Origin of the sequence: Cellulosimicrobium cellulans (assembly GCF_016907755.1) — a bacterium.
In the GTDB taxonomy this organism is placed as follows: Bacteria; Actinomycetota; Actinomycetes; order Actinomycetales; family Cellulomonadaceae; genus Cellulosimicrobium; species Cellulosimicrobium cellulans_D.
In genome coordinates, this window is record NZ_JAFBCN010000001.1 from 4,231,609 (window position 1) to 4,253,537 (window position 21,929).

The following is a 21,929-nucleotide window of genomic DNA, read 5'->3' on the forward strand; positions in this document are numbered from 1 at the left end:
TCAGGCTCCTGTCGTCAGCAGTGTCGTGCGGCGGTCGGTGTGGTCGGTGGTCGACGGCGCGCCCCGGACGGGCGGCGGCGCGTCACCAGGTCGGTCGGCGGCTCGGGCGGCGTGCGCGCGACGCACCGCCGTCGTCCAGGCCGCCACGACGGCGTCGATCCCGGCGTCGTGGGTGCTCGCGCCGAGGTGGCGGCCGATCGCGCCGGGTCCGTCGAGGTCGAGCCGCAGCGGCCCGACAGGAGCGGACGTCCGGAGCGGCGGGCGGCGAGGCGCGGTGGTCGCGTCGGAGAGCGGGGCGGACGCGGGCGGCCGGGTGCCGAGGCACAGCACCGAGTCGACGACGCGCAGGTCGCCGAGGATTCCGGGCAGGGTGCGGTCGTCGCCGAGGTCGAGGTCCTCGACGAAGAGCTCGCGCACGTGCTCCGGCCGTGCCGGGTCGCTCCGCCATGGGGGTCCCGACCCGTCCGGCGCCGCGGACTCACCGGTCCCACCGGCACCGCGGGACGTCCGGGTGGCACCGGGTGGCGACAGGTCGACGCGCGTGCTCGTCCGCAGCCGGCCGCCCGCCTCTCCCGAGCGCCCCAGGACGAGCGTCTCGCGCAGCAGCACGGCGCCCCGCTCGCCCCGCGCTCCGCCGTCGGCGAGCGAGACGCGTGTGGCGCGCTCGACGTCGGCCCCGTCCGCCACGACGAACGGCAGCGCGTCCCACACGAGGAGCCCGCCGGCGTCGACCCGGACGTCCACGTCCCACGAGGCCGACCGGCCGCGCCCGGCGTACGCGACGGTGCCCGACACCTCGACGAGCTCGAGCTCGACGCCCTCCCCCACGTGCACCTCGACGCGCACGCGGTCGCCGCCGAGGAGCAGCGCACGCGTGGCCACGAGCGCCACCCGCGCGGTCCCCGGACCGGTGGACAGGACGCGCGGGCTCAGCGCGCCGGGGCGCAGGTCGCACCGCACGCGTCCCGCCTCCCGGTACGCGCCGACGCGCGTCACGTCGTCCATCAGCGCCCCGTCGCCCTCAGTCGCGCCCGACGGCGGCCACCGGCTCCGCGGGCACGTCGCCGTGCGCGTGGTCGTGCAGGTGGGAGTGCGCGGCGTCGCCGTCGTCGTGCGTGTGGAGGACACCGTTGCCGTCCTCGTCCGCGTGGAAGTGCGGCGCCATCGGTCCCGGGTCCTGCGGCACGTGGGCGCCCGCGCGGTGCGCCACGAGGAGGGTCTGCACCCACGTGGTGAGCGCGTCGATCGACTCGCGGTCGAGGCGTGAGAGAGCGAGCACCGGGGCGCCGTCGCGCGCGGCGGTCGCGTCGAGGACCATCCGCGGCACGTCGACGCCCACGTACGGCGCGAGGTCCGTCTTGTTGACGACGAGCAGGTCCGCCCGGGCGATCCCCGGCCCGCCCTTGCGCGCGACGTCCCCGCCGCCCGCGACGTCGAGCACGAAGATCTGCGCGTCGACGAGCGCCGGTGAGAACGTCGCCGTGAGGTTGTCGCCGCCCGACTCGACGAGCACGACGTCGAGCGGCGCGAAGTCCTCCTCGAGGTCCTCGACGGCGAGCAGGTTGGCGGTCACGTCGTCACGGATGGCGGTGTGCGGGCAGGCGCCGGTCTCGACCGCGCGGATGCGCTCGGGGTCGAGCACGCCCGCGGAGCGCAGGAACCGCGCGTCCTCGTCGGTGTAGATGTCGTTGGTGATGACGCCGAGCTGCAGCACGCCGGACAGCTCGCGGCACAGCAGCGCGATGAGCGAGCTCTTGCCCGTGCCGACGGGTCCGGCGACGCCGAGGCGCAGCGATCGGGTGGTCGTGTTCTCAGGCAGGTTGTCAGGCACTGAACAGCCTCTCGGTGGTACGGGCGTGGATCTCGGCCCACTGCTCGACGAGCGGTGCGCCGTGCGCAGGGATCGCGCGGGGGTCGGTCAGGTGGGCGACGTCGTGGGCGAGCGCGTCGATCGCGGGCTGGGCCGCGACCACCCAGCCCGTCGCGACGACCGGATCGACGGGCTCGAGCTTGAGCGTCGCCGCGGCGACGGTCTGCACGTCCTCATACCCGACGAGGCGTGCGACCTGCAGCGCGGACAGCCCCGCGCACGCGGCCGTCACGCCCAGCACGAGCGGTCGCGGTGGCTGCGGCGCCCGTCGCGCCCGGCCGCCCTGGGCGCTCCCGGGGCCCGACGACGCGCGGTCGCCCGGCGTGGCCAGGGAGCCGGGATCGGGGGGCGCCTGCTCCGCGCGGCGCTCGCCGGCGACGACCGACGCCGCCTCGTCCAGCGCGACGACGGCGGGATGCCCCGCCCACAGGCGGCGCAGCAGCCGAAGGTAGCCGCGGCCGAGCCGCTGCGACGTCTCCCGGAGCGCGGGCGAGGGCGTCCGGGCCGCCCACGCGTGCCACGTGTCGGCGAGCGCGCGCGCCGCGGGCGACGAGCCACCGTCGAGCACCCCAGCCGACGGCGCGCCACCCGCGGGAGGCGACCCCGCGCCGTCGGGCACGGGACCGGCCGCGAGCGCGACATGCCGCGCGACGACCGCCGTCGCCGCCTCGGTCCGGGTGACGGTGGCCAGCCGGGCACGCACGTAGTCGGGCACGCGTGCCGCCGTCATCCCCGCCCGCAGCGCCGGCTCGAGGCCCGCGGACTGCGTGTGCCCGCCGGTCGGCAGGCGCGCGTCCGCAAGCAGCGCGAGCATGAGCTCCGCGCGTCCCTCCGCGTCGACCTCCCACGTCTCGCTCATGGCTCAGAACAGCGAGTAGAGCTGTGCGAGCGGCAGCCGGTCGGCGGGGGCGGGGACGACGAGCTCGCCGTCGACCTCGATCGCGAAGGACTCCGGGTCGATGTCGATCTGCGGGAGGTAGTCGTTGTTCCTCATCTGCGCCTTGCCGACGCCGCGGGTGTCCGCGACCGGGAGGAGCTGCCGGGCGAGCCCGAGCCGCTCCTCCAGGCCGTCGTCGAGCGCGGCGGGCGACACGAACGACATGGACACGTCCGCGCCGATCGCGTCGGCGAGCGCCGGGCGCATGAGCACGGGCTGCGGTGACGGGATGGACGCGTTGGGGTCGCCGAGCGCGCCCCACACGAGCGCGCCGCCCTTCATGACGACGCTCGGCCGGACCCCGAAGAACTTGGGCTCCCACAGCACGAGGTCGGCGACCTTGCCCGGCTCGACCGACCCGACGTACGCGTCGATCCCGTGCGCGACCGCCGGGTTGATCGTGTACTTCGCGACGTACCGGCGCGCGCGCAGGTTGTCCGCCGGCAGCTCCGGCCCGCGCGCGCCGCCGGGGTGCGCGCCGCGCCGCGCCTTCATGACGTGCGCGACCTGCCACGTGCGCGTGACGACCTCGCCGATGCGGCCCATGGCCTGCGCGTCGGACGACGTGATGGACATGGCACCGAGGTCGTGGAGCACGTCCTCGGCGGCGATCGTCGTGCCGCGGATGCGCGACTCCGCGAACGCGAGGTCCTCCGCGACCTGCGGGTTGAGGTGGTGGCACACCATGAGCATGTCGAGGTGCTCGGCGACGGTGTTGACCGTGTGCGGGAGGGTCGGGTTGGTCGACCCCGGGATGACGTTCGGGTGGCTCGCGACGGTGAGGATGTCGGGCGCGTGGCCACCGCCTGCGCCCTCGGCGTGGAACGCGTGGATCGAGCGGCCGCCGATCGCGCGCAGCGTCGACTCGACGAACCCGGCCTCGTTGAGCGAGTCGGAGTGCAGCGCGACCTGGAGACCCCAGTCCTCGGCAGCCTTCAGGGCCGCGTCGATCGCGGCCGGCGTCGACCCCCAGTCCTCGTGGACCTTGTAGCCGCCCGCGCCCGCCAAGGCCTGCTCGCGCAGCCCCTCCGCGCTCACGGTGTTGCCCTTGCCGAGCAGCAGCACGTTCACGGGGAGGCGGTCGAGCGAGCGGTGGATCGCCTCGAGGTGCCACGCCCCGGGCGTGACGGTCGTGGCCTTGGTGCCCTCGCTCGGTCCGGTACCGCCGCCCGCGACGGTCGTGATGCCCGTCGCGAGCGCCTCGACCACCTGTGACGGCGAGATGAGGTGCACGTGCGAGTCGATGCCGCCCGCGGTGAGGATCTTGCCCTCCCCGCTCACGACGTCCGTGCTCGGCCCGATGTGCAGGTCCGGGTGCACCCCGTCCGCGACGTCGGGGTTGCCCGCGCGCCCGAGCGCGACGATCCGCCCGTCCCGGATCCCGACGTCCGCCTTGACGATCCCCCACCAGTCCAGCACGACGGCGTTCGTGACCACCGTGTCGAGCGCGCCCTCGGCGCGGGTCGTCGACCCCTGCGCCATCGACTCGCGGATCGACTTGCCGCCGCCGAAGACCACCTCCTCGCCCCCGAACGTGCGGTCCTCCTCGACCTCGATCCACAGGTCGGTGTCGCCGAGGCGCACCTGGTCGCCCGCCGTCGGGCCGTACAGCGCGACGTAGCGCTCGCGCGAGATCGCGACCATGCGTCAGTCCTCCTCGGTGGTGGTCCGGACCTGCGTGCCGAGCCCTGGGTCGGTCCCCACGTCCGGCCGCCGCTGGGGAGCGACCCCGGGTTCGGCAGGCTCGGTCGCGCGGTCCAGCGCCCCGCCGTCGGGCTTGCCGCGCTGGAGGCCCGGAACACGGCGTCGTCCCCGGAGGGCGACGGCCTCGACCTCCGCGGAGGCGCCCGGCTCGAAGCGGCGCGACGTGCCGGACGGGACGTCGAGCCGGAACCCGTGCGCGGCGGTGCGGTCGAACGCGAGCGCGGCGTTGGCGTCGGGCAGGTGGAGGTGGGATCCGATCTGGACCGGGCGGTCCCCGGTGTTCGTCACGACCAGCGTCACGCGCTCGTCGTCGGTGCGGTCGGCGTTGAGGACGACGGGCACGTCCTCGGTGCCGCGCTTCAGCCGGACCGCGCCCGGACCGCTCGTGCTGATGCCTGCCATGTGTCGCCTCGCTCTCGCTGAGCCTCGTGCGTGCGCCGGACCGGGCCGGGTCAGGCGATCGGCTGGTGGATGGTGACGAGCTTGCGCCCGTCGGGGAACGTCGCCTCGACCTGGACGTCGGGCAGCATCTCCGCGACCCCGTCCATCACGTCGTCGCGGCCGAGCACCGCGCGCCCGGAGACCATGAGCTCCTCGACGCTCGCTCCCTCGCGCGCCCGCTCGATCACCCACGTCGTGAGCAGGGCGACCGTCTCGGGGTAGTTGAGCAGCACGCCGCGCTCGCGCCGGTCGCGCGCGACCATGCCCGCGACGGCGAGCAGCAGCTTCTCGGTGTCCGCGGGCGTCAGGTGCATGGCCGCGATCCTGCCGCGCGTTCGTTTCCGGCGTGTATACACCGCGTTATACGTCCGTGTACCGCGACGATCCCCGGGCGCGACGTCCGTCAGGACGACCACCCGCGGGCACGACGAAGGCCGCCGACCGGGCGAACCCGGCCGACGGCCTTCGATGTCCTGCGACCTCCCGGCCAGGCCGGGAGAGGGTCAGGCGTGGATCAGAAGTCCATGCCGCCCATGCCACCGTCGCCACCCGGCATGGCCGGGGTCTTCTCCGGCTTGTCGGCGACGACGGCCTCGGTCGTGAGGAAGAGCGCCGCGATGGAGGCGGCGTTCTGGAGCGCGGAGCGCGTGACCTTGACCGGGTCGTTCACGCCGGCGGCGAGGAGGTCCTCGTACACACCGGTCGCGGCGTTGAGGCCCTGGCCGGCGGGGAGGTTGCGCACCTTCTCCGCGACGACGCCACCCTCGAGGCCCGCGTTGACGGCGATCTGCTTGAGCGGGGCGTCGATCGCGGCGCGCACGATCTGCGCACCGGTCGCCTCGTCGCCCTCGAGCTCGAGCTTCTCGAACGCCACGGCACCGGCCTGGATGAGCGCGACGCCACCACCGGCGACGATGCCCTCCTCGACGGCCGCCTTCGCGTTGCGCACGGCGTCCTCGATGCGGTGCTTGCGCTCCTTGAGCTCGACCTCCGTCGCGGCACCCGCCTTGATGACGGCGACGCCGCCGGCGAGCTTCGCGAGGCGCTCCTGGAGCTTCTCGCGGTCGTAGTCGGAGTCCGACTTCTCGATCTCGCCACGGATCTGGTTGACGCGACCCTGGATCAGGTCGGCGTCGCCCGCACCTTCGACGATCGTGGTCTCGTCCTTGGTGACGACGACCTTGCGCGCCTGGCCGAGCAGGTCCAGCGTCGCGTTCTCGAGCTTGAGGCCCACCGTCTCGGTGATGACCTGGCCGCCGGTGAGGATCGCGATGTCCTGGAGCATGGCCTTGCGACGGTCGCCGAAGCCCGGGGCCTTGACGGCGACGGACTTGAACGTGCCACGGATCTTGTTGAGCACCAGGGTCGCGAGCGCCTCGCCCTCGACGTCCTCGGCGATGATGAGGAGCGAGCGGCCGGCCTTCATGACCTGGTCGAGGACCGGGAGCAGGTCCTTCACGTTCGCGATCTTGGACTCGACGATGAGGACGTACGGGTCCTCGAGCACGGCCTCCTGGCGCTCGGGGTCCGTCTCGAAGTAGCGCGCGAGGAAGCCCTTGTCGAAGCGCATGCCCTCGGTGAGCTCGAGCTCGAGGCCGAACGTGTTCGACTCCTCGACCGTGATGACGCCCTCCTTGCCCACCTTGTCGAGGGCCTCGGCGATGAGCTCGCCGATCGCGGGGTCGCCGGCGGAGATGGCGGCCGTGGCGGCGATCTCCTCCTTGGTCTCGATCTCCTTGGCGGCGTTGAGCAGCTGCTCGGTCACCGCGTCGACGGCCTTCTCGATGCCGCGCTTGACGGCGATCGGGTTGGCGCCGGCCGCGACGACGCGCAGGCCCTCGCGCACGAGCGCCTGGGCGAGCACGGTCGCGGTGGTGGTGCCGTCACCCGCGACGTCGTCGGTCTTCTTGGCGACCTCCTTGACGAGCTCCGCACCGATCTTCTCGTACGGGTCCTCGAGCTCGATCTCCTTGGCGATGGAGACGCCGTCGTTGGTGATGGTCGGCGCGCCCCACTTCTTGTCGAGCACGACGTTGCGGCCCTTGGGGCCGAGGGTGACCTTGACGGTGTCGGCGAGGATGTTGAGCCCTCGCTCCATGCTCCGACGAGCCTCCTCGTCGAAGGCGATGATCTTGGCCATGGGGAATGATCCTCCGCTGGTGGCGTGTGGCGGTCGGCCGGCGCCCGCGACGGACGGCCCGCGACGGGCGGCGTTCATGTCACGCCGCCGGGGCGGGCCTCACCTGTCGACCTGGTGGGTTGCGCCGCACCCGCGGTGAGCGGCTGCCTGCGCTGGTCACTTCTGTCACTCTCATGACGAGAGTGCTAACGCCATTATTGGCACTCTCAGGGTGCGAGTGCAAGACAGCCCCTCGCGGCCCTGCCCCGTATCGCGACGGGCGAAACCCGCCGTGCCGCGCGGCCCCCTTAGGATGCGCGGTGTGATCCGCGCAACACCGTCGTGGCGCCTCGCAGCAGCCCTGGCCGGCTTCGTGCTGGTCCCTGCCCTCGGCCTCACCGCCGCGACCGCCGTCGCCGCCCCCACGGGCGAGCACATCGACCTGTACCAGGACGGCGTCGCCGTCTCGACCGGGCCCGACGGCGGCACCGCGGTCCTGCGCCTCGCCCCCGGGGCCGCGGCGACGTACCTCCCCGGCAGCCGCGTGCTCGACCCCGCGGCGCTCAACCCGGCCGCGCTCGCAGACGGCGTCGACCCCGCGGACGGCGAGGCCGACCGGCTCGCGCAGGTCGCCGGCGCCCGGCTCGACGCGTCGGCGCTCCTCGACACCGGGCGGGCGCAGGACGCCGCCGCCGCGTCGCGCGCGTGGCTCGCGTCCGGCGTCGTCCCCGGCGCGGACGGGCCGTTCGCCGCGCTCGGCGAGGCCGCGCTCCTCGACCTGCGCGCCCTCACCCTCGACGACGGTGCCGCGCTCGCCGCCGCCTCGCCCAAGTGGCGCTACGTGTGGCCGCGCGACGCGTCGTTCGCCGCCGCGGCGTTCGCGCGCACCGGGCACGTCGACGACGCCCGCGACGTCCTCGGGTTCCTCTCCCGCGTCCAGGAGGAGGACGGGTCGTTCCACGCGCGCTACCTGCCCGACGGCTCGGGCGTGCCCGACGACCGCGGCCTCCAGTCCGACGGCGTCGGCTGGGTCCTGTGGGCGGCCGACGTCGTGCTTGAGGAGACGCCCCCCGCCGAGCAGCGCGAGGTCACCGCGGAGCTGCGACCCCTCGTCGACGCCGCGACCGACCACGCGCTCTCCCTGGTTGACGGCGAGGACCCGCTGCCCCCGCCGTCGAGCGACTACTGGGAGGTCGAGCCGACGGCGCTCACCCTCGGCACCGCCGGCCCCCTGCTCGCCGGGCTCGAGGCCGCGGCCGACGTCTACTCCGCGTCGGGCGAGGACGACCGCGCCACCGACGCGACGGTGGCCGCCGCACGGCTGCGCATGGCCGTCGAGCGGTCGTTCGGGTCGCAGGGCTACCCGCGCCACGTGACCGGCGGCGCGCGCGACGCGTCGACCGCGTTCATGCTGCCACCGTTCCAGCCGGAGCCGCTCGCGGGGGCCGACGTCGCGTGGCGCGCGTCCGTCACCGAGATGCTGCGCCCTGCCGGAGGGCTCGCGCCCGGGGCGGGCTGGCGCGAGGACGGCATCTCCTGGACGCCGCAGACGACGCTCTACGCGCTCACCGCGGCGGCGTCGTCGGACCCGGAGGACCGGGCCGACGCCCAGGAGTGGCTCCGCTGGGTCGACGACCACCGCACCGCGTCCGGCGCGATCCCGGAGAAGGTCCTCGCGGACGGGTCCCCGGCGGCCGTCGCACCGCTCTCCTGGAGCTCGGCCCTCGTCGTCCTCGCTCTCGTGGAGCTCGACACGACCACCGCCGACCCGGCGAGGTAGAGGCGCGGTCGCCTGAGGTAGAGGCGTGGACGCGGACCGCGAGCGCTACCTGGCGCCCACGTCCGACGTCGGCGCCAGATCGGGCTCCGCGCGGACGTCGAACTCCCGGCGCAGCACGCGCCGCGCGGCGTTCCAGCCGCCGAGCCCGTGCACGCCCGGCCCGGGCGGCGTCGACGCCGAGCACAGGTACACGCCCTCCAGCCCGACGGCGTACGGGTCGAGCCGGGGCGTCGGGCGCGCGACCATCTGCCACATGCTCACCGCGCCGCCCGCGATGTCGCCGCCGACGTAGCTCTCGTCGTGCGCGGCCATCTCGGCGGCGGGCACGCAACGGGACGCCACGACGAGGTCCCGGACCCCCGGGGCGAACCGTTCGAGCTGCCCGAGGACGTCCTCGGTCAGGTCGCGCGTCGAGCCGGCGGGCACGTGCGCGTACGTCCACAGCGGCCGCAGGCCGCCCACGGCACGCCCCGGGTCGACGACGGTCGGGTCGCTCGCGAGGACCATCGGCCGCACCGCGTGCCGACCGGCCGCGACGACCGACTCCGCGCGCGCCATCTCGGCGCGCGTGCCGCCGACGTGCACCGTCCCGGCCCGCCCCACCTCCGGGTCCGCCCACGGGACCGGCCCGGAGAGCACCAGGTCGACCTTCGCGGCCGCGTCGCCGTGCCGGAACCGCCGCAAGGCCCACTCCGCCCGCGGCGACAGGCGGTCGCCGAACACGTCCGCGACGACGCCGGGCACGGTGTCGAAGACGTACGCCCGCGCACGCGGCAGGTCGGCGAGCGCACCGACCCGGTGGCCGGTGACGACCTCGCCGCCGTGCGCGCGCAGGTCGTCCAGGAGTGCCGCGACGATCGCGCCCGACCCGCCTCGCGGCAGCGGCCAGCCGCCCGGCGCGTGGCCGAGCGAGGCGAGCAGGAGCGCCGTCCCCGCGGCAGCCAGAGACGGCAGACGGGAGATCGCGTGGGCCGCGACGCCCGTGAGCAGCGCCCCCGCCTCCTCGGTCCGGAAGCGTCGGCCCCAGGCCGCGCTCCCCTGCTCGAGGACGGCGGCGCCGAACCGCGCGGCGACCGCGGCACCGCCGGGCGTCAGCGCACGCCCGGGGACCGAGCGCTTGTCCCCGAGGGCGAGCGCGACGACGTCGCGCCAGCCCGCCGCCAGCGGGCCGAGCAGCCCACGCCAGGCGGCGCCGTCGACGCCCAGCCGCTCCGCCGTGCGATCGAGGTCGTGGTACGCGATGCCCGCGCGGCCCCCGTCGAGGGGCTGCGCGTACGACACCCCGGGCACGAGCAGCTCCACTCCCCGCGCGCGCAGGTCGAACGCCTCGAAGAACGGCGACGCCCACGCCATCGGGTGCACGGCCGAGCACACGTCGTGCACGACCCCGTCCGCCAGACCGAGATCGAGCGTGCGGGAGCCGCCACCGATCGTCGGCTGCGCCTCGAGGACGCGCACGGCCAGACCGGCACGTGCGAGAGTCACGGCGGCGGCCAGCCCGTTGGGGCCCGAACCGACGACGACGGCGTCGAGGTTCTCCGTCACGCGACCCTCACCGGCGGCGTCAGAGGGGCCGCACCTGCTCGGCCTGCGGGCCCTTGGTGCCCTGGCCGAGCTCGAACTCGACCGCCTGACCCTCCTCGAGTGTGCGGTAGCCGTCGGTCTGGATCGCGCTGAAGTGCACGAAGAGGTCCTGCCCGCCGGACTCGGGCGTGATGAACCCGTAGCCCTTCTCGGAGTTGAACCACTTCACGGTGCCCTGAGCCATTGACGTTCTCCTCGTGCATCGTCGCCCGCGAGGCGACCCCCGCCCCGTGGTAGCCCGAGCCTAGCCCGACCGTGGCGTCCGCGGAAGGTCGAACACGTGTCTGCGACGGGCAGGCGGCGAAGCGAACGAGCAGGTCACACCGGTGCCACCACGATTCGCCGCGAGCGGACCACGCCGTCGTCAGCCGACGGGCGTGAGCTCCGACTTGACGATGACCACCACGTCACCGGCTCGGAGAGTCTGCTGACTCACCTGCTCGGCCGGGATCCCGAGGATCGCCGCCACGGCTGCGGCGCTGTCGCTGCGGTCCTCGCCGTACCAGACCGTGGTCGCCGCGACCTCGTCCGGGTCGCCCTCGTAGTCCGCGGCCTCGACGTTCGTGAAACCCTGGCTCGTGAGCGCGTCGCGGCCCTTGCCTGCCTCGCCGCCGATGCCGCTGGCGTTGAGGACGCGGACGCTGGCCGACGTGTCGGCGGCTGCCATGAGCGTGGCGAGGTCGGGCGCCGCGGGGGTCTCGTCGACGGGCGGCTCCTCGGCCGCCGGGGGCTCCTCGGTCGCCGGAGACTCCTCGGTCTCGTCGGCGGGCGGCGCCTCGGTCTCCTCCGCGGCGGGGTCCGTGGACTGCGCCTGCGGCGGGTTCTCGGTCGCGCCGTTGTCCGACAGCAGCGCGACGCCCCCGTACGCGAGCCCGGCGAAGACGACGGCGACCAGCAGGAACGGCCACGTCTTGCTCCACCCGCTGCGCGGCGTGCGGTGCACCCCCACGGGGGAGCCCTGCTGCGCGGGCGCGTCGAACTCGTCGGGCGCGTAGGGGTAGCGGCTCTTCGTCACGGCGACAGGGTAGCCCGGTCAGGCCCGTTGGATAAACGCCCAGTTCGCCCGGACTTCACGGGCGAGGGCGGCCAGCACGTCAGAGACCTTCGAGCCGGCGGGCCGTGCGAGCCCGCTGCCTGGTCGAACGCATCCGGCGCAGCCGCTTGACGAGCATGGGGTCGTGCGCGAGCGCCGCCGGGGAGTCGATGAGCGCGTTGAGCACCTGGTAGTAGCGCGTCGCGGTCATGTCGAACAGCTCGCGCACCGCCTGCTCCTTGGCGCCCGAGTACTTCCACCACTGCCGCTCGAACGCCAGGATCTCCTGGTCCCGCTCGCTCAGGCCCGACGACGGGTCCTCCTGGACGGTCGGGTCGCCGACCGCGTCGGGTCCGTCGAGCACGTACGCCGCCTCGCTCATCGTTCCCTCCCTGCACTCTCTCGTCACCAGACCTGCGCACCCCGGCGCACGGCCACCTCTCAGCGTACGCACGAACCACACGCGTGTCATTCGTCTCCGCCGACGTCTTCCGAGAGTCTCCCGAGTGCCTGCCGAGGCGCTCCGCGGGCCGGTTAGGCTCGGGGTCGTGGAGAGCGCACCCGCCCAGCCCGTCGACGTCGACCCGGCGAGCACCCCGGCCGTCACCCCTCCGACGCCGAGCCCCCGCCCCCCGCTCGCGAGCATCATGGCGCCCGACTGGGCCGAGGCCCTCGCGCCCGTCGAGCCGCAGCTCCACGCGACCGGGGACTTCCTGCGTGCGGAGGTCGCGGCCGGACGCGAGTACCTGCCCGCGCCGTCGGCGATCCTCAACGCGTTCTCGCGGCCGCTCGCGGACGTGCGCGTGCTCGTGGTGGGGCAGGACCCCTACCCCACCCCGGGGCACCCCATGGGGCTGTCGTTCTCGGTGCAGCCGCACGTGCGGCCCGTGCCGCGCTCGCTCCAGAACATCTTCGCCGAGCTCGCGGACGACGTCGGCGCACCGACGCCCGCCAACGGCGACCTCACCGCGTGGAGCGACCAGGGCGTCATGCTCCTCAACAGGGTGCTCACGGTCCGCCCGGGCGAGCCCGGCTCGCACCGCGGCCAGGGCTGGGAGGCCGTCACGGAGGCCGCGATCCGCGCGCTCGTCGCCCGCGACGCCCCGCTCGTCGCGATCCTGTGGGGCCGCGACGCCGCGACGCTGCGCCCGATGCTCGGCGACACCCCCGTCGTCGCGAGCGCCCACCCCAGCCCGCTCTCGGCCCGCCGGGGCTTCTTCGGCTCCCGCCCGTTCTCCCGCGTCAACGAGCTCCTCGTCGCCCAGGGCGCCACCCCCGTCGACTGGACCCTCCCGACGGCGTAGCCCAGAACCGTCTCGACGCCGAGCGTGCGGTGGCATCGCGTCCCCGCCGTGCGTCGGGCCATGACCACGTGCTCGGCGGGCAGCGATCGCATGATCGTGGCCCGGCGCGGTCCCCTGGGGCACGGTCCGGGAGGAGCAGAATGGGCGGGTGACGACGCAGAACCCGACGACCACTCCCCTGGCCGGTGACGCCTCCGACGACTCCCGCCCCGACGCCGCACCGCCCCGTTGGACGAGCTACCTCGCGATCGGCGACTCGTTCACCGAAGGCCTGTGGGACCCGTACCCCGGGGAGGACGACCACCAGCGCGGCTGGGCCGACCTCCTCGCCCAGCACCTGGCCCTCCGGCGGGTCGAGGCGGGCGCCGACCCGCTGCGCTACGGCAACCTGGCGATCCGCGGGCGCAAGCTCCGCTCCATCCTCACCGAGCAGGTCCCGACGGCGCTCGAGCTGCGGCCCGACCTCGTGAGCCTCATCGGTGGCGGCAACGACATCCTCCGGCCGGGCGCCGACGTCGACCGCCTCGCGCGCAACCTCGAGCACGCCGTCGCCCGGCTGCGCGCAGCGGGGATCGACGTGCTCCTCGGCACGGGCTTCGACGCCTCCAGCTCGCCGCTCGTCGGCCTCACGCGCCCGCGCGTGGGGGTGTTCAACGCGCACGTCTGGTCGATCGCGCGCCGACAGGGCGCGCACGTGCTCGACCTGTGGGGCATGCGCGCGCTGCAGGACTGGCGCATGTGGTCCGAGGACCGCATCCACCTCACGCCCGAGGGCCACCGGCGCGTCGCGCAGGCCGCGCTCGTCGGGCTGGGCCTCGCGCCCGACGACGCGGCGTGGGACGACCCGCTCACCCCGCTCCCGCCGTCGCCGGTCATCGACCGCGCGCGCCAGAACGCGCAGTGGCTGCGCGCGCACGTCGTGCCGTGGGCGCAGCGTCGCCTCACGGGGACGTCGTCGGGCGACGGGCGGCTCCCCAAGGCCCCCGACCTCCTGCCCGTCCCGCTCGCGGAGGACTGAGCGCGGTCGGGCCGACGGGTCGAGGAGACCCGTCGGCCCGACCGAGGGCGTCGTCAGCAGGTCCGCGCGGGGAACGCCACCTCCTGCGTGACGCGCGGGCCGCCGCCGGACGGGACGGCCGTCACGGTGACGCTGCCCGCCTCGACGGCGTTCCCCCGGGAGGAGAACGACTGGTAGCCGTTCGCGCCGCCGGCGACCCCGGCGAACGACTTCTCGCCGAACGGGGTCGTGACGCCGATGTCGAGCGGCCCGGCGCCCTGGTTGTGGGCGCGGACGGCGACGTACGCCGTGCCGGCGAGGCACCGGACCTGCGCCTCGACCCGGACCTGCGGCGCCTGCGGCGTCGCGGCGACCAGGGCGCTCAGCGCGCTCGCCTGGGTGCGCCAGTCGACCACGTTCGGGTGCTGCGCCGACTCGCCTCCGGCCCACCGGACGCCGAGGCGGTCGCCCGCCGCGCGGTCCTGCGCCCAGATCGTCGCTGCTTGCCGGTCCACGAACTCCTGGTACCGCGTCTCGCCCGTGGCGTCGTTGAGGTCCATGAGGTACCGCATGAAGATGCCCTTGAACTGCTTGCCGTTGTCGTCACAGGTCCGGTCGAGGGCGTCGCAGCTCTCGGTGAGGACCCCGTCCACGACGAGCGCGTCCGAGGACAGCGCGGCGTCCGCGAGGCGCTCCGCGGTCGCCAGGGCGTCCGCGTCTCCCGTGGCCCGGTGGAGCTCGAGGCCCGCACCGATCGCGAGGCCCTGGTTGTAGCTCCAGACGGTGCCGCCGTTGTTGCGGCAGTCGCCCGTGAGCCCGTCGTTGACGAGGCCCTCCTCGTTGATCATCCCGCTGGCGAGGAGCCAGTCCCAGCCGGTCTGCGCGCGGTCCAGCCACACCGTGTCGCCGTCGATGCGGTGGTGGAGCTCGGCGGCCAGCCGGACGTACAGCCCGTTGGTCACGGCGTTCTTGTACGTCTTCTCGGCGTCCCACCACACGCCGCCGTCGCACGTGCCCGTGTCCCAGTAGCCGTGCACGTACTCGGCGATCGTGACCGACATGTCGAGGTACTTCGGGTCTCCCGTCAGGTCGTACGCGGCGGCCCAGGTGAGGCCCCACCACGCGGCGTCGTCGATCGCGCGGCTCGTGAAGCTGCCGAGGATCTCGTCGCTCGACATCTCGCCAGCGGGGAACGGGGCCTTGTTCCGCTCGAACGTACGGTCGACCTGGGCCAGATAGCTCCGGTCGCCCGTGCGCTCCATGTAGTCGATCACCGTGTTCGTCGCGACGGCGGAGTTCCACCAGCTCGACGGCCACCACGCCTTCTCGGGGTCGTAGTCGTCCATGAGCGTGCGGACGGCGCTCGCCGCGCGCTGCGTGGCGGGCGGGTTCTCGATCAGGGCGACGACCAGCGGCAGGAGCACCGTGCGGGCGTCCTCGGTCACCGCCTCGGGGGACGCGCCCGTGATCGCGTCCCGCAGCCCGGTCAGCGCCTGCGCGACACCCGCCGCGTGGGCGCCGTCGAGCTGCGCGGCCGCGTCGTCGACGAGGCCGACGAGCGCCTCCGCCGTCGCGGGGTCCACGTCACCGCTGCGCTGCAGGGCTCCGACCTGGGCGCGGATCTCGTCCAGGCCGGTGCTCGGCGCGAGCCACTGCGAGACGAGCAGCGTGAGCTCGTCGCGCGTCCGGTCGTCGAGGAGCTCGGTCGCGGTCGTGTCGACGGCGGCACGCAGCAGGCGGACCTGCTCCAGCACCCCGGCCGCGTCGTTCGCGTCCTCGGCCTCCTGCGCCGCCGCCACGACGGCCCCCAGCCGTTCCGCCGTGCTCGCCGGGATGCGGCCGTCGTCGAGCGCCGCGGCGACGGCGTCGGCGAGCTCGCGCACCTTCGGGGTGTGCGCGAGGAGCTCGACCTCCGCGAGCGCCGTCGTCGCGCCCGTCGAGGCCGTGACGCGCAGCCGGTACTGGCGGTACACGCCCGGGTCGGCGATCGCGAAGGCCCGCGTCTCGAGGCGGGACGCGAACGACTGGTCCGCGCGCTCGTCGAGCGTCGTCCACTCCTCCCCGTCCGTCGACCCCTCGAGGGTCCAGGCGCTCGGGTCCGTCCCGTCGCCCGCGGCCGACGTGAGCGTGTACATCGCCGCCCGCGCCGTCGTCCCCGTCGCCTCGAACGTCACGCTCGGCGTGGCCGAGCCGAAGGCGACCTCCGCGGCGGCGGTGTCGTCGACGAGGTCGTCGCCGGAGGTGCCGTCCTCGTCGGTCGTGACCGTCCACGTGCTCGTCACGTCCGCGAGCGGGTCGGGCAGGTCGTCGCCCTGCGTGATCGACGGCGGGGCGTCGTCCGCGCCGGTGCCCCACGCGGACGGCGTCGGGCCCATGTCGAACTCGATCGTGCCGCCGTCGGCGAGCTGGTCGTGCGTGAGGTACGTCGCGGACTGCGCGACGCCGTCCACCGTCACGCCCTGCACGTAGACGTTCTCCGCGCTGTTGTCCGGCGCGTCGATGACGAGGTCCTCGCCGTTCTCGAGGTGGATCGTCGCGCGCGTGAACAGCGGGGAGCCGATCGCGTACGTCGGGCTGCCGACCTGCAGCGGGTAGAACCCGAGCGCGCTGAACAGCCACCAGGCCGACATCTCGCCGTTGTCCTCGTCGCCGGGGTAGCCCTGGCCCATGTCGTTGCCCGTGAACGAGCGGGCCAGCGCGGTCCGCACGACCTCGGCCGTCTTGGACGGCTCGCCCGCGAAGGCGTACATGTACGGGATGTGGTGCGAGACCTGGTTGCTCAGGCCCCACTGGCCCTGGCGCACCGCCTTGGCCTCGCGCATCTCGTGGATGACGCCGCCGTACGACCCGGGCTTGGACGCCGTCTCCGGCGTGGCGAAGAACTCGTCGAGCTTGGCGCCGAGAGCGTCGGTGCCGCCGAGGAGGTTGGCCAGGCCCCGGCCGTCCTGCACGGCGTGGAACGCGAAGTTCCAGCCGTCGGTCTCGGTGAACTCGTTGCCCCAGACCTCGGGGTCGAAGTCGGCCGCCGACCGTGCCCACGAGCCGTCCTCGGTCCGGCCCCGCAGGAAGCGCGTCGTGGGGTCGAACAGCGTCGCATAGTTGAGGGCGCGGTTCAGGTAGTACTCGTAGTTGTCCGCGTACTCCTGGTGGCGCAGGTCGTCGTCGTCGCTCGTGTCGAGCAGCTTCTTCGACATCGTCGCGATGCCGTAGTCGTTGAGGTAGTCCTCGAGCGACCACGACGCGCTCTCGTGCGTCGACGTCGGCGTGTAGCCGAGGAACGTCGCGGGGTCGAGGCCCTTGCGCCCCACGCTCGCGTCCGGCGGCACGGTCGACGCGTTCTTGAGCGCGGCGTCGTACGCGGCCTGCACGTCGATCCCGGGCACGTCCTTGAGGTAGGCGTCGGCGAACGCGACGTCCGAGCTCGTGCCGGTCATGCTGTCCGCGTAGCCCGGGGCGGACCACCGCGAGATCCAGCCGCCGTCCTCGTACTGCTGCACGAAGCCGTTGACGAGCTCGCCCGCCGTGCTCGGGTAGAGCAGCGAGTACGCGGGCCACGCGGTGCGGTAGGTGTCCCAGAAGCCGTTGTTGACGTAGACCGTGCCGTCCACGACGGGTGCCCCGGTCCGGGTCGCCGTCGTGCCCTCGGGCGCGGGGTTGCCGGAGGCCGAGGACTGCACCACGTGCTGGTAGACCGGGTCCTCCGCCGTGCCCGTGTTCTCGTGGCCCGAGTTCGGGTAGAGGCTCAGGCGGTAGAGGTTCGAGTAGAGCGAGACGAGCTGGTCGTGGCTCGCGCCCTCGACCTCGATCACGCCGAGCGTGTCGTCCCAGAGCTCCTGCGCGCGCTCCTTCACCGTGTCGAACGTGTCGTCCGCGGAGATCTCGAGGTCGAGGTTGTGCTTCGCCTGGTCCACGCTCATGAGCGACGTCGCGAGGCGCAGCGTCACGACCTTCTCGTCGGACGTGTCGAACGACAGGTAGCCCGTCACGTCGCCGCCGCCCCCACCCGTGAGGCGGCCGCTGCCGGTCACCGGACGGTCGACCGTGCCGTAGACGAACATGCGCGTCATGCCCGCCGAGCTGCCGGGCGTGCTCACGTCCGTGTAGCCCGAGACGACGCCGTCCTCGGCGTCGAGGGTCAGGCCGCCGGCGCTGGTCACGTTGTCGAAGACCAGGTGCGACTCGTCGCCGGTGAACGTGAACCGGAACATCGCCGCGTGGTCGGTCGGCGCGATCTCGGTGCGCAGGCCGTCGTCGAACGTCACGCCGTAGTAGTGGGCGCGCGCGACCTCGTCGTCGTGGCTGAACGTCAGGGCGCGCTCGGACCGGTTCGCCGTGGGCGTCCCGGCGGCCCCGGACGGCATGACCTGGAACGTCTGCCGGTCGCCCATCCACGGGCTCGGCTCGTGGCTCAGCGAGAACGCCTGGATCGCCGTCCGGTTCTGGTCGTCGTTGCCGTTCTGGTACTCGTACAGCCAGCGGTTCGTGCCGGCGTTCGTCACCGGGGTCCAGAAGTTGAACCCGTGCGGCACCGCGGTCGCGGGGATCGTGTTCCCGCGCGAGAAGTCGCCGTTCGCGTTGGTCCCGCGGGTCGTGACCACGTAGTCGGACGGGTGCTCCGCGCTCGGCTGCTCGGGCTCGCCGGTCACGGCGACGTCGTCGATCCAGCCGCTGAAGTCACCCGGGCCGTCGGGGTTGTCGTAGCCGACGAGCACGCGGTCGATGGTCCGGCCGGCCGCGACCTCGCCGATCCGGGAGACCACGGAGTTCCACTGGTTCGCGTACAGCGTCTTCGCCGCGCCCTGGCCCTGCGGGCTCAGGCCGCCGCCGTGCTGGTCGACGGCGCCGAGCTCGCTGAGGTACGTCCCGTCGGTGAACGCGAGGTCGACGGCGGCGTACGTGCTCGCGTAGGCGAGGTCGTTCTCCGCCGCCTCGGGGAAGATCGTGTAGGAGAGCTCGGTGTCCTCGCCGACGGGGACGTGGACGTCGAGCACCTTCGCGTACGCGTACCCGCGGCCGTCCGTCGTCTGGCTGCCGCCATAGTGGAGCGCACCGACACCGGTCCAGCCGACCTCCGACGGCGCGGTGTACGCGCTGCTCGGGCCGGACCCGACCTCGGCGGTCATGTCCGTCGCGGCGAGCGGCTCGGTCGCGAGCTGCAGCTCGGCGAGCTGCGTGCCGTCGCTCCCGCTGTTGGACGTGATGTCGAGCCGGTAGAACCGGTACTCCCCGGGCGAGGCGACCGTGTAGCCACGCGTCTGGAACCGCTCGGAGAAGGTCTGGTTCGTCCGTGCGTCCAGCGCGGTCCAGCTCGTGCCGTCCGGAGAGCCCTGGAGCGTCCAGGCGCGCGGGTCGCGGCCCGGCGCGTCGTTCGCGGAGGACAGCGCGTACGCCGTGACCGTGGTCGCCACGTCGAGCTCGTACGTGACCCGGGCGGTCCGGGCGCCGGCGAGCCACTTCGTCGCGACGTCGCCGTCCGCCAGCTTGTCCGCGGTCTCGTTCGGCGCGTTCTCCGCGCTCGCGGTGACGTGCGCGACGCGGTCCGTCACGTCGCCCGGGAAGTCCACGCTCCCGGGGACGAGGCGCCGGACCGAGGTCCCCGAGATCACGGCGTCCACGGCCGCGGTGTCGTGCGTGCGGATCTGGAACTGCGGCGTGCCGCCGCCGGAGGAGGGACGTGTGAAGTCCACGACGACCGTCCGCGGCTCGGCGGAGAGCGTCACGTACGTGCCGCCGACGTCGGAGCTCCCGCTGTAGACGTTGAGGAAGACCTTGCCCGACCCCGACAGGGTCGCCTGGGCGCGCATCGTCACGCCGCGCTCGAGCGCGGGCATCGGCACCTGCACCCACGTCTCACCCTTCGCGTCCATCGCCCAGCGCTGGGCGGGGTCGCCACCCGGGGTGGTGGTCGCCTCGAGCGTCCCGGGCACCGAACCCACCCCGTTCTGGAACGGGCCCTCCCACCCGAGCTCGTCGGTCGGGCCGCCCAGCACGTCGTCACCGCTGGGGGTGCTCGGGCTGCGCTCGAGGACCGCGGTGCCGACGACGCCGTCGACCCGCGGGCCGCCCGCCGTCTCCTCGGGCGTGCTCGTCCAGTCGAGGGGCTGGTCGTCGGACTCGAACGACGTCGCGAAGTCGCCGGCAGCGGCCTGCGCCGCGGGCACGGCCTGGGCGACGACCGAGCCGGTCACGAGCGTGGTGCCGCTGAGCAGCAGGCTCAGCGCGACGGTCGCGGCGACGCCTCGGCCCGCCGTCTCCCGGAGCAGGGGTGGGTGCGTTCGGTGAAGTGACATCGATGTCCTTCGGGGAGGGCGAGCGACGGTGCTCGCGGATGACAGCGCTGGCAGCGCCGACGCTGCCAGACGACGCCGCCACGGTCAACCCCTGGATGTCGCCGACGGCACGGCGTCGGCCCGTGCGGTCGTTCGTGGAGCCGCCTGTCGGGTTCGAACCGACGACCTTTCGCTTACAAGGCGAGTGCTCTACCAGCTGAGCTAAGGCGGCGTGCCCGGGCTGCCGGGCGAGCGAACAGACTACCTGCTCGCCCGACGGCCAGGGACCGGGGCCGACGCCGCTCGCGGCGCCGGCCCGCGAGGTCAGCCCTGCGCGGCCGTGACGGCGGCGGAGAGAGCGTTCGGGTCGCTCCAGTTGCCGTCCCAGCGCTCGCCGTCGATCGTGATCGTCGGCGTCCCGAAGCCGCCCGACTGCGGGTTCGCGAGCGCCTCGTCCTGGGTGACGAGGCTCGTCGCGGTGGCGGCCCAGTCGCCGAACGTCTCGACCGCGGTCCCGTCGGCGATGCCCGCCGCGACATCGGCCGGGACGCCCGCCTGCTCGGCCAGGTCCGCGATCTGCTCGTCGGTGAGCGTCTCCTTGTTCTCCTCGGGCTGGTTCTGGAACATGATCGCGTTGAACGCGTTCATCTGCTCCGGCGCACGGTCCGCGACCCACGCCGCGGCCGCCGCGGAGCGGGTCGAGAACTGCTGGGCGTTCGCCATGCGGTCGAGGATCGCGACCGGGTGCAGCACGACGGTGACGTCGCCCGACTCGCGGAGCTGGTCGAGCGTCGGGCCGTTCGTCTCCTCGAACTGGCCGCAGATGGGGCACATGTAGTCGAGGTACACGCCGACCTCGACCGCGCCGTCGCTCTCCGTCCCCGCGGCGCCGTCGACGCCCATGGGGATGCCGCCGTCGTCGCGCGCGGTGGACGGGCCGGTCACGTCGGCGAGGTTGCCCGCCGCGACGGCGTCGACCGTCTTGTTCTGGTCCTTCATGGCCGGGATCCACACGGCGAGGAACACGCCGACGAGGACGAGGACGCCCGCGACGAGCGCTCCGATCGTGATGAGGCGGTTCCGCTTGTCGCGCTTGGCCTGCGCCTCGCGCAGCGCGAGGGCCTCCGCGCGCGCGGCCTCGCGGCGCTGGGCCTTGGTCTGGGCTTCGTTGCTGGGCATGGTCGTCCTCCGAGGGAGTTCCGAGAGCTGGGGATGTGTCGGGGTGCGCGCCGACAGGGGTCGCGCGGGGCCGTGCGTCCGACGGCGTCGTCAGACGAGCGCGAGCCGCGGCGGCCCGCGCCGCGTGCGCACCACCGCGTCCGCGAGGTGGTGCAGTGCGGCGGGGACGGCGTCGGACACCGGGCGGACGACCCGCCGGGCACCCGCCACGAGCGCGCCCGCCGGGCGGCCCGCGCCCCGCAGGACCGTCCGCAGCGCCCGCGCCGCGCCGGTCACGACCGCCCGGGAGCGGTCGTGGGCGCGCCGCGCCCACGCCGACACGCCCCACGCGACGGCCGCGGCCACCGCGTGCGCGACCACCACGGGGAGCGCGAGCACGCCCACCACGGTGACCATGGCGGCGGGGTCGCCGCCGAGCGCGGTGCCGGACGGGCAGTCGGGGGTCTCGTGGACGAGCGCGAGGTGCATCCCCGCGACGCCCCACGCGCCCGGCACCGTGACGCACTGGTGCACGACGGCGTACCCGCGGTCGGCGAGCTGCGTCACCAGGGCGGCGAGGAGCGTGAGGAGCAGGAGAGCGGGGCCGAGGAGGCGGCCGGTCACGGGCACGACGGACGTGCGCGTCACGCCGCGCGACCACGCGCGCGGCACCGTCGTCCGGGGCACGGCGCCCATCCTACGCATGCGTGCTGGTAGCGGGCTGGGAACGCCC

The 21,929-nt window shown here is 74.2% G+C and carries 17 protein-coding genes and 1 tRNA gene; 3 read left to right on the forward strand and 15 right to left on the reverse strand.

Translation table 11 applies throughout. The features are described from left to right. The 7 genes from JOE63_RS18270 to groL form a co-directional block, all read right to left on the reverse strand. A complete protein-coding gene (locus JOE63_RS18270; RefSeq protein ID WP_087472517.1) occupies positions 1 to 1,005 on the reverse strand; it encodes an urease accessory protein UreD in 1,005 nt (334 codons plus the stop codon). A 16-nt stretch (positions 1,006 to 1,021) separates the two neighbouring features. Next, on the reverse strand, positions 1,022 to 1,819 hold the full coding sequence (ureG, locus tag JOE63_RS18275; RefSeq protein ID WP_204543827.1) for an urease accessory protein UreG: 798 nt from the start codon (positions 1,817 to 1,819) through the stop codon (positions 1,022 to 1,024). A gap of 4 nt (positions 1,820 to 1,823) precedes the next feature. Then, the gene (locus JOE63_RS18280) at positions 1,824 to 2,729 is read right to left on the reverse strand and encodes an urease accessory UreF family protein (protein ID WP_239576754.1); all 906 of its coding nucleotides are present in this window, start codon (positions 2,727 to 2,729) and stop codon (positions 1,824 to 1,826) included. A gap of 3 nt (positions 2,730 to 2,732) precedes the next feature. Then, a complete protein-coding gene (locus JOE63_RS18285) occupies positions 2,733 to 4,451 on the reverse strand; it encodes an urease subunit alpha (RefSeq protein WP_239576755.1) in 1,719 nt (572 codons plus the stop codon). A gap of 3 nt (positions 4,452 to 4,454) precedes the next feature. Next, the gene (gene ureB, locus JOE63_RS21180; RefSeq protein WP_239576756.1) at positions 4,455 to 4,913 is read right to left on the reverse strand and encodes an urease subunit beta; all 459 of its coding nucleotides are present in this window, start codon (positions 4,911 to 4,913) and stop codon (positions 4,455 to 4,457) included. Positions 4,914 to 4,963: 50 nt separating this feature from the next. After that, on the reverse strand, positions 4,964 to 5,266 hold the full coding sequence (locus JOE63_RS18290; RefSeq protein WP_087469820.1) for an urease subunit gamma: 303 nt from the start codon (positions 5,264 to 5,266) through the stop codon (positions 4,964 to 4,966). Between the two features lie 200 nt (positions 5,267 to 5,466). After that, on the reverse strand, positions 5,467 to 7,092 hold the full coding sequence (gene groL, locus JOE63_RS18295) for a chaperonin GroEL (protein WP_087469821.1): 1,626 nt from the start codon (positions 7,090 to 7,092) through the stop codon (positions 5,467 to 5,469). A gap of 292 nt (positions 7,093 to 7,384) precedes the next feature. On the opposite strand from groL, the gene JOE63_RS18300 reads away from it, so the two are divergent. Then, positions 7,385 to 8,851 (forward strand): glycoside hydrolase family 15, encoded by a 1,467-nt coding sequence (locus tag JOE63_RS18300; RefSeq protein WP_374059055.1) that lies wholly within the window; start codon positions 7,385 to 7,387, stop codon positions 8,849 to 8,851. 45 nt (positions 8,852 to 8,896) lie between these two features. Here the strand turns inward: JOE63_RS18300 and JOE63_RS18305 are convergent, their stop codons facing one another. The 4 genes from JOE63_RS18305 to JOE63_RS18320 form a co-directional block, all read right to left on the reverse strand. Then, complete coding sequence (locus JOE63_RS18305; RefSeq protein ID WP_204542935.1) at positions 8,897 to 10,396, reverse strand: phytoene desaturase family protein; 1,500 nt, start codon at positions 10,394 to 10,396, stop codon at positions 8,897 to 8,899. A 19-nt stretch (positions 10,397 to 10,415) separates the two neighbouring features. Continuing rightward, the gene (locus tag JOE63_RS18310) at positions 10,416 to 10,619 is read right to left on the reverse strand and encodes a cold-shock protein (RefSeq protein WP_087469824.1); all 204 of its coding nucleotides are present in this window, start codon (positions 10,617 to 10,619) and stop codon (positions 10,416 to 10,418) included. 180 nt (positions 10,620 to 10,799) lie between these two features. Further along, the gene (locus JOE63_RS21750) at positions 10,800 to 11,450 is read right to left on the reverse strand and encodes a LytR C-terminal domain-containing protein (protein WP_087469825.1); all 651 of its coding nucleotides are present in this window, start codon (positions 11,448 to 11,450) and stop codon (positions 10,800 to 10,802) included. 79 nt (positions 11,451 to 11,529) lie between these two features. Continuing rightward, positions 11,530 to 11,850, reverse strand: coding sequence for a DUF3263 domain-containing protein (locus tag JOE63_RS18320; protein ID WP_087469826.1), 321 nt, complete (start codon positions 11,848 to 11,850; stop codon positions 11,530 to 11,532). 262 nt (positions 11,851 to 12,112) lie between these two features. Between JOE63_RS18320 and JOE63_RS18325 the strand changes: the two genes are divergently transcribed. Then, positions 12,113 to 12,772: a uracil-DNA glycosylase gene (locus JOE63_RS18325; RefSeq protein ID WP_307840327.1), complete on the forward strand. Its 660-nt coding sequence runs from the start codon at positions 12,113 to 12,115 to the stop codon at positions 12,770 to 12,772. A gap of 148 nt (positions 12,773 to 12,920) precedes the next feature. Then, positions 12,921 to 13,790: an SGNH/GDSL hydrolase family protein gene (locus JOE63_RS18330; protein ID WP_374059056.1), complete on the forward strand. Its 870-nt coding sequence runs from the start codon at positions 12,921 to 12,923 to the stop codon at positions 13,788 to 13,790. Positions 13,791 to 13,843: 53 nt separating this feature from the next. Here JOE63_RS18330 and JOE63_RS18335 read toward each other — a convergent pair whose 3' ends face one another. The 4 genes from JOE63_RS18335 to JOE63_RS18350 form a co-directional block, all read right to left on the reverse strand. Next, positions 13,844 to 20,059 (reverse strand): GH92 family glycosyl hydrolase, encoded by a 6,216-nt coding sequence (locus tag JOE63_RS18335; RefSeq protein WP_204542936.1) that lies wholly within the window; start codon positions 20,057 to 20,059, stop codon positions 13,844 to 13,846. Positions 20,060 to 20,194: 135 nt separating this feature from the next. Next, positions 20,195 to 20,270 (reverse strand) — tRNA-Thr (locus JOE63_RS18340). A 92-nt stretch (positions 20,271 to 20,362) separates the two neighbouring features. Then, on the reverse strand, positions 20,363 to 21,217 hold the full coding sequence (locus JOE63_RS18345) for a DsbA family protein (protein ID WP_087469828.1): 855 nt from the start codon (positions 21,215 to 21,217) through the stop codon (positions 20,363 to 20,365). A 90-nt stretch (positions 21,218 to 21,307) separates the two neighbouring features. Next, a complete protein-coding gene (locus JOE63_RS18350; protein ID WP_204542937.1) occupies positions 21,308 to 21,883 on the reverse strand; it encodes a hypothetical protein in 576 nt (191 codons plus the stop codon). Positions 21,884 to 21,929: the final 46 nt, after the last annotated feature.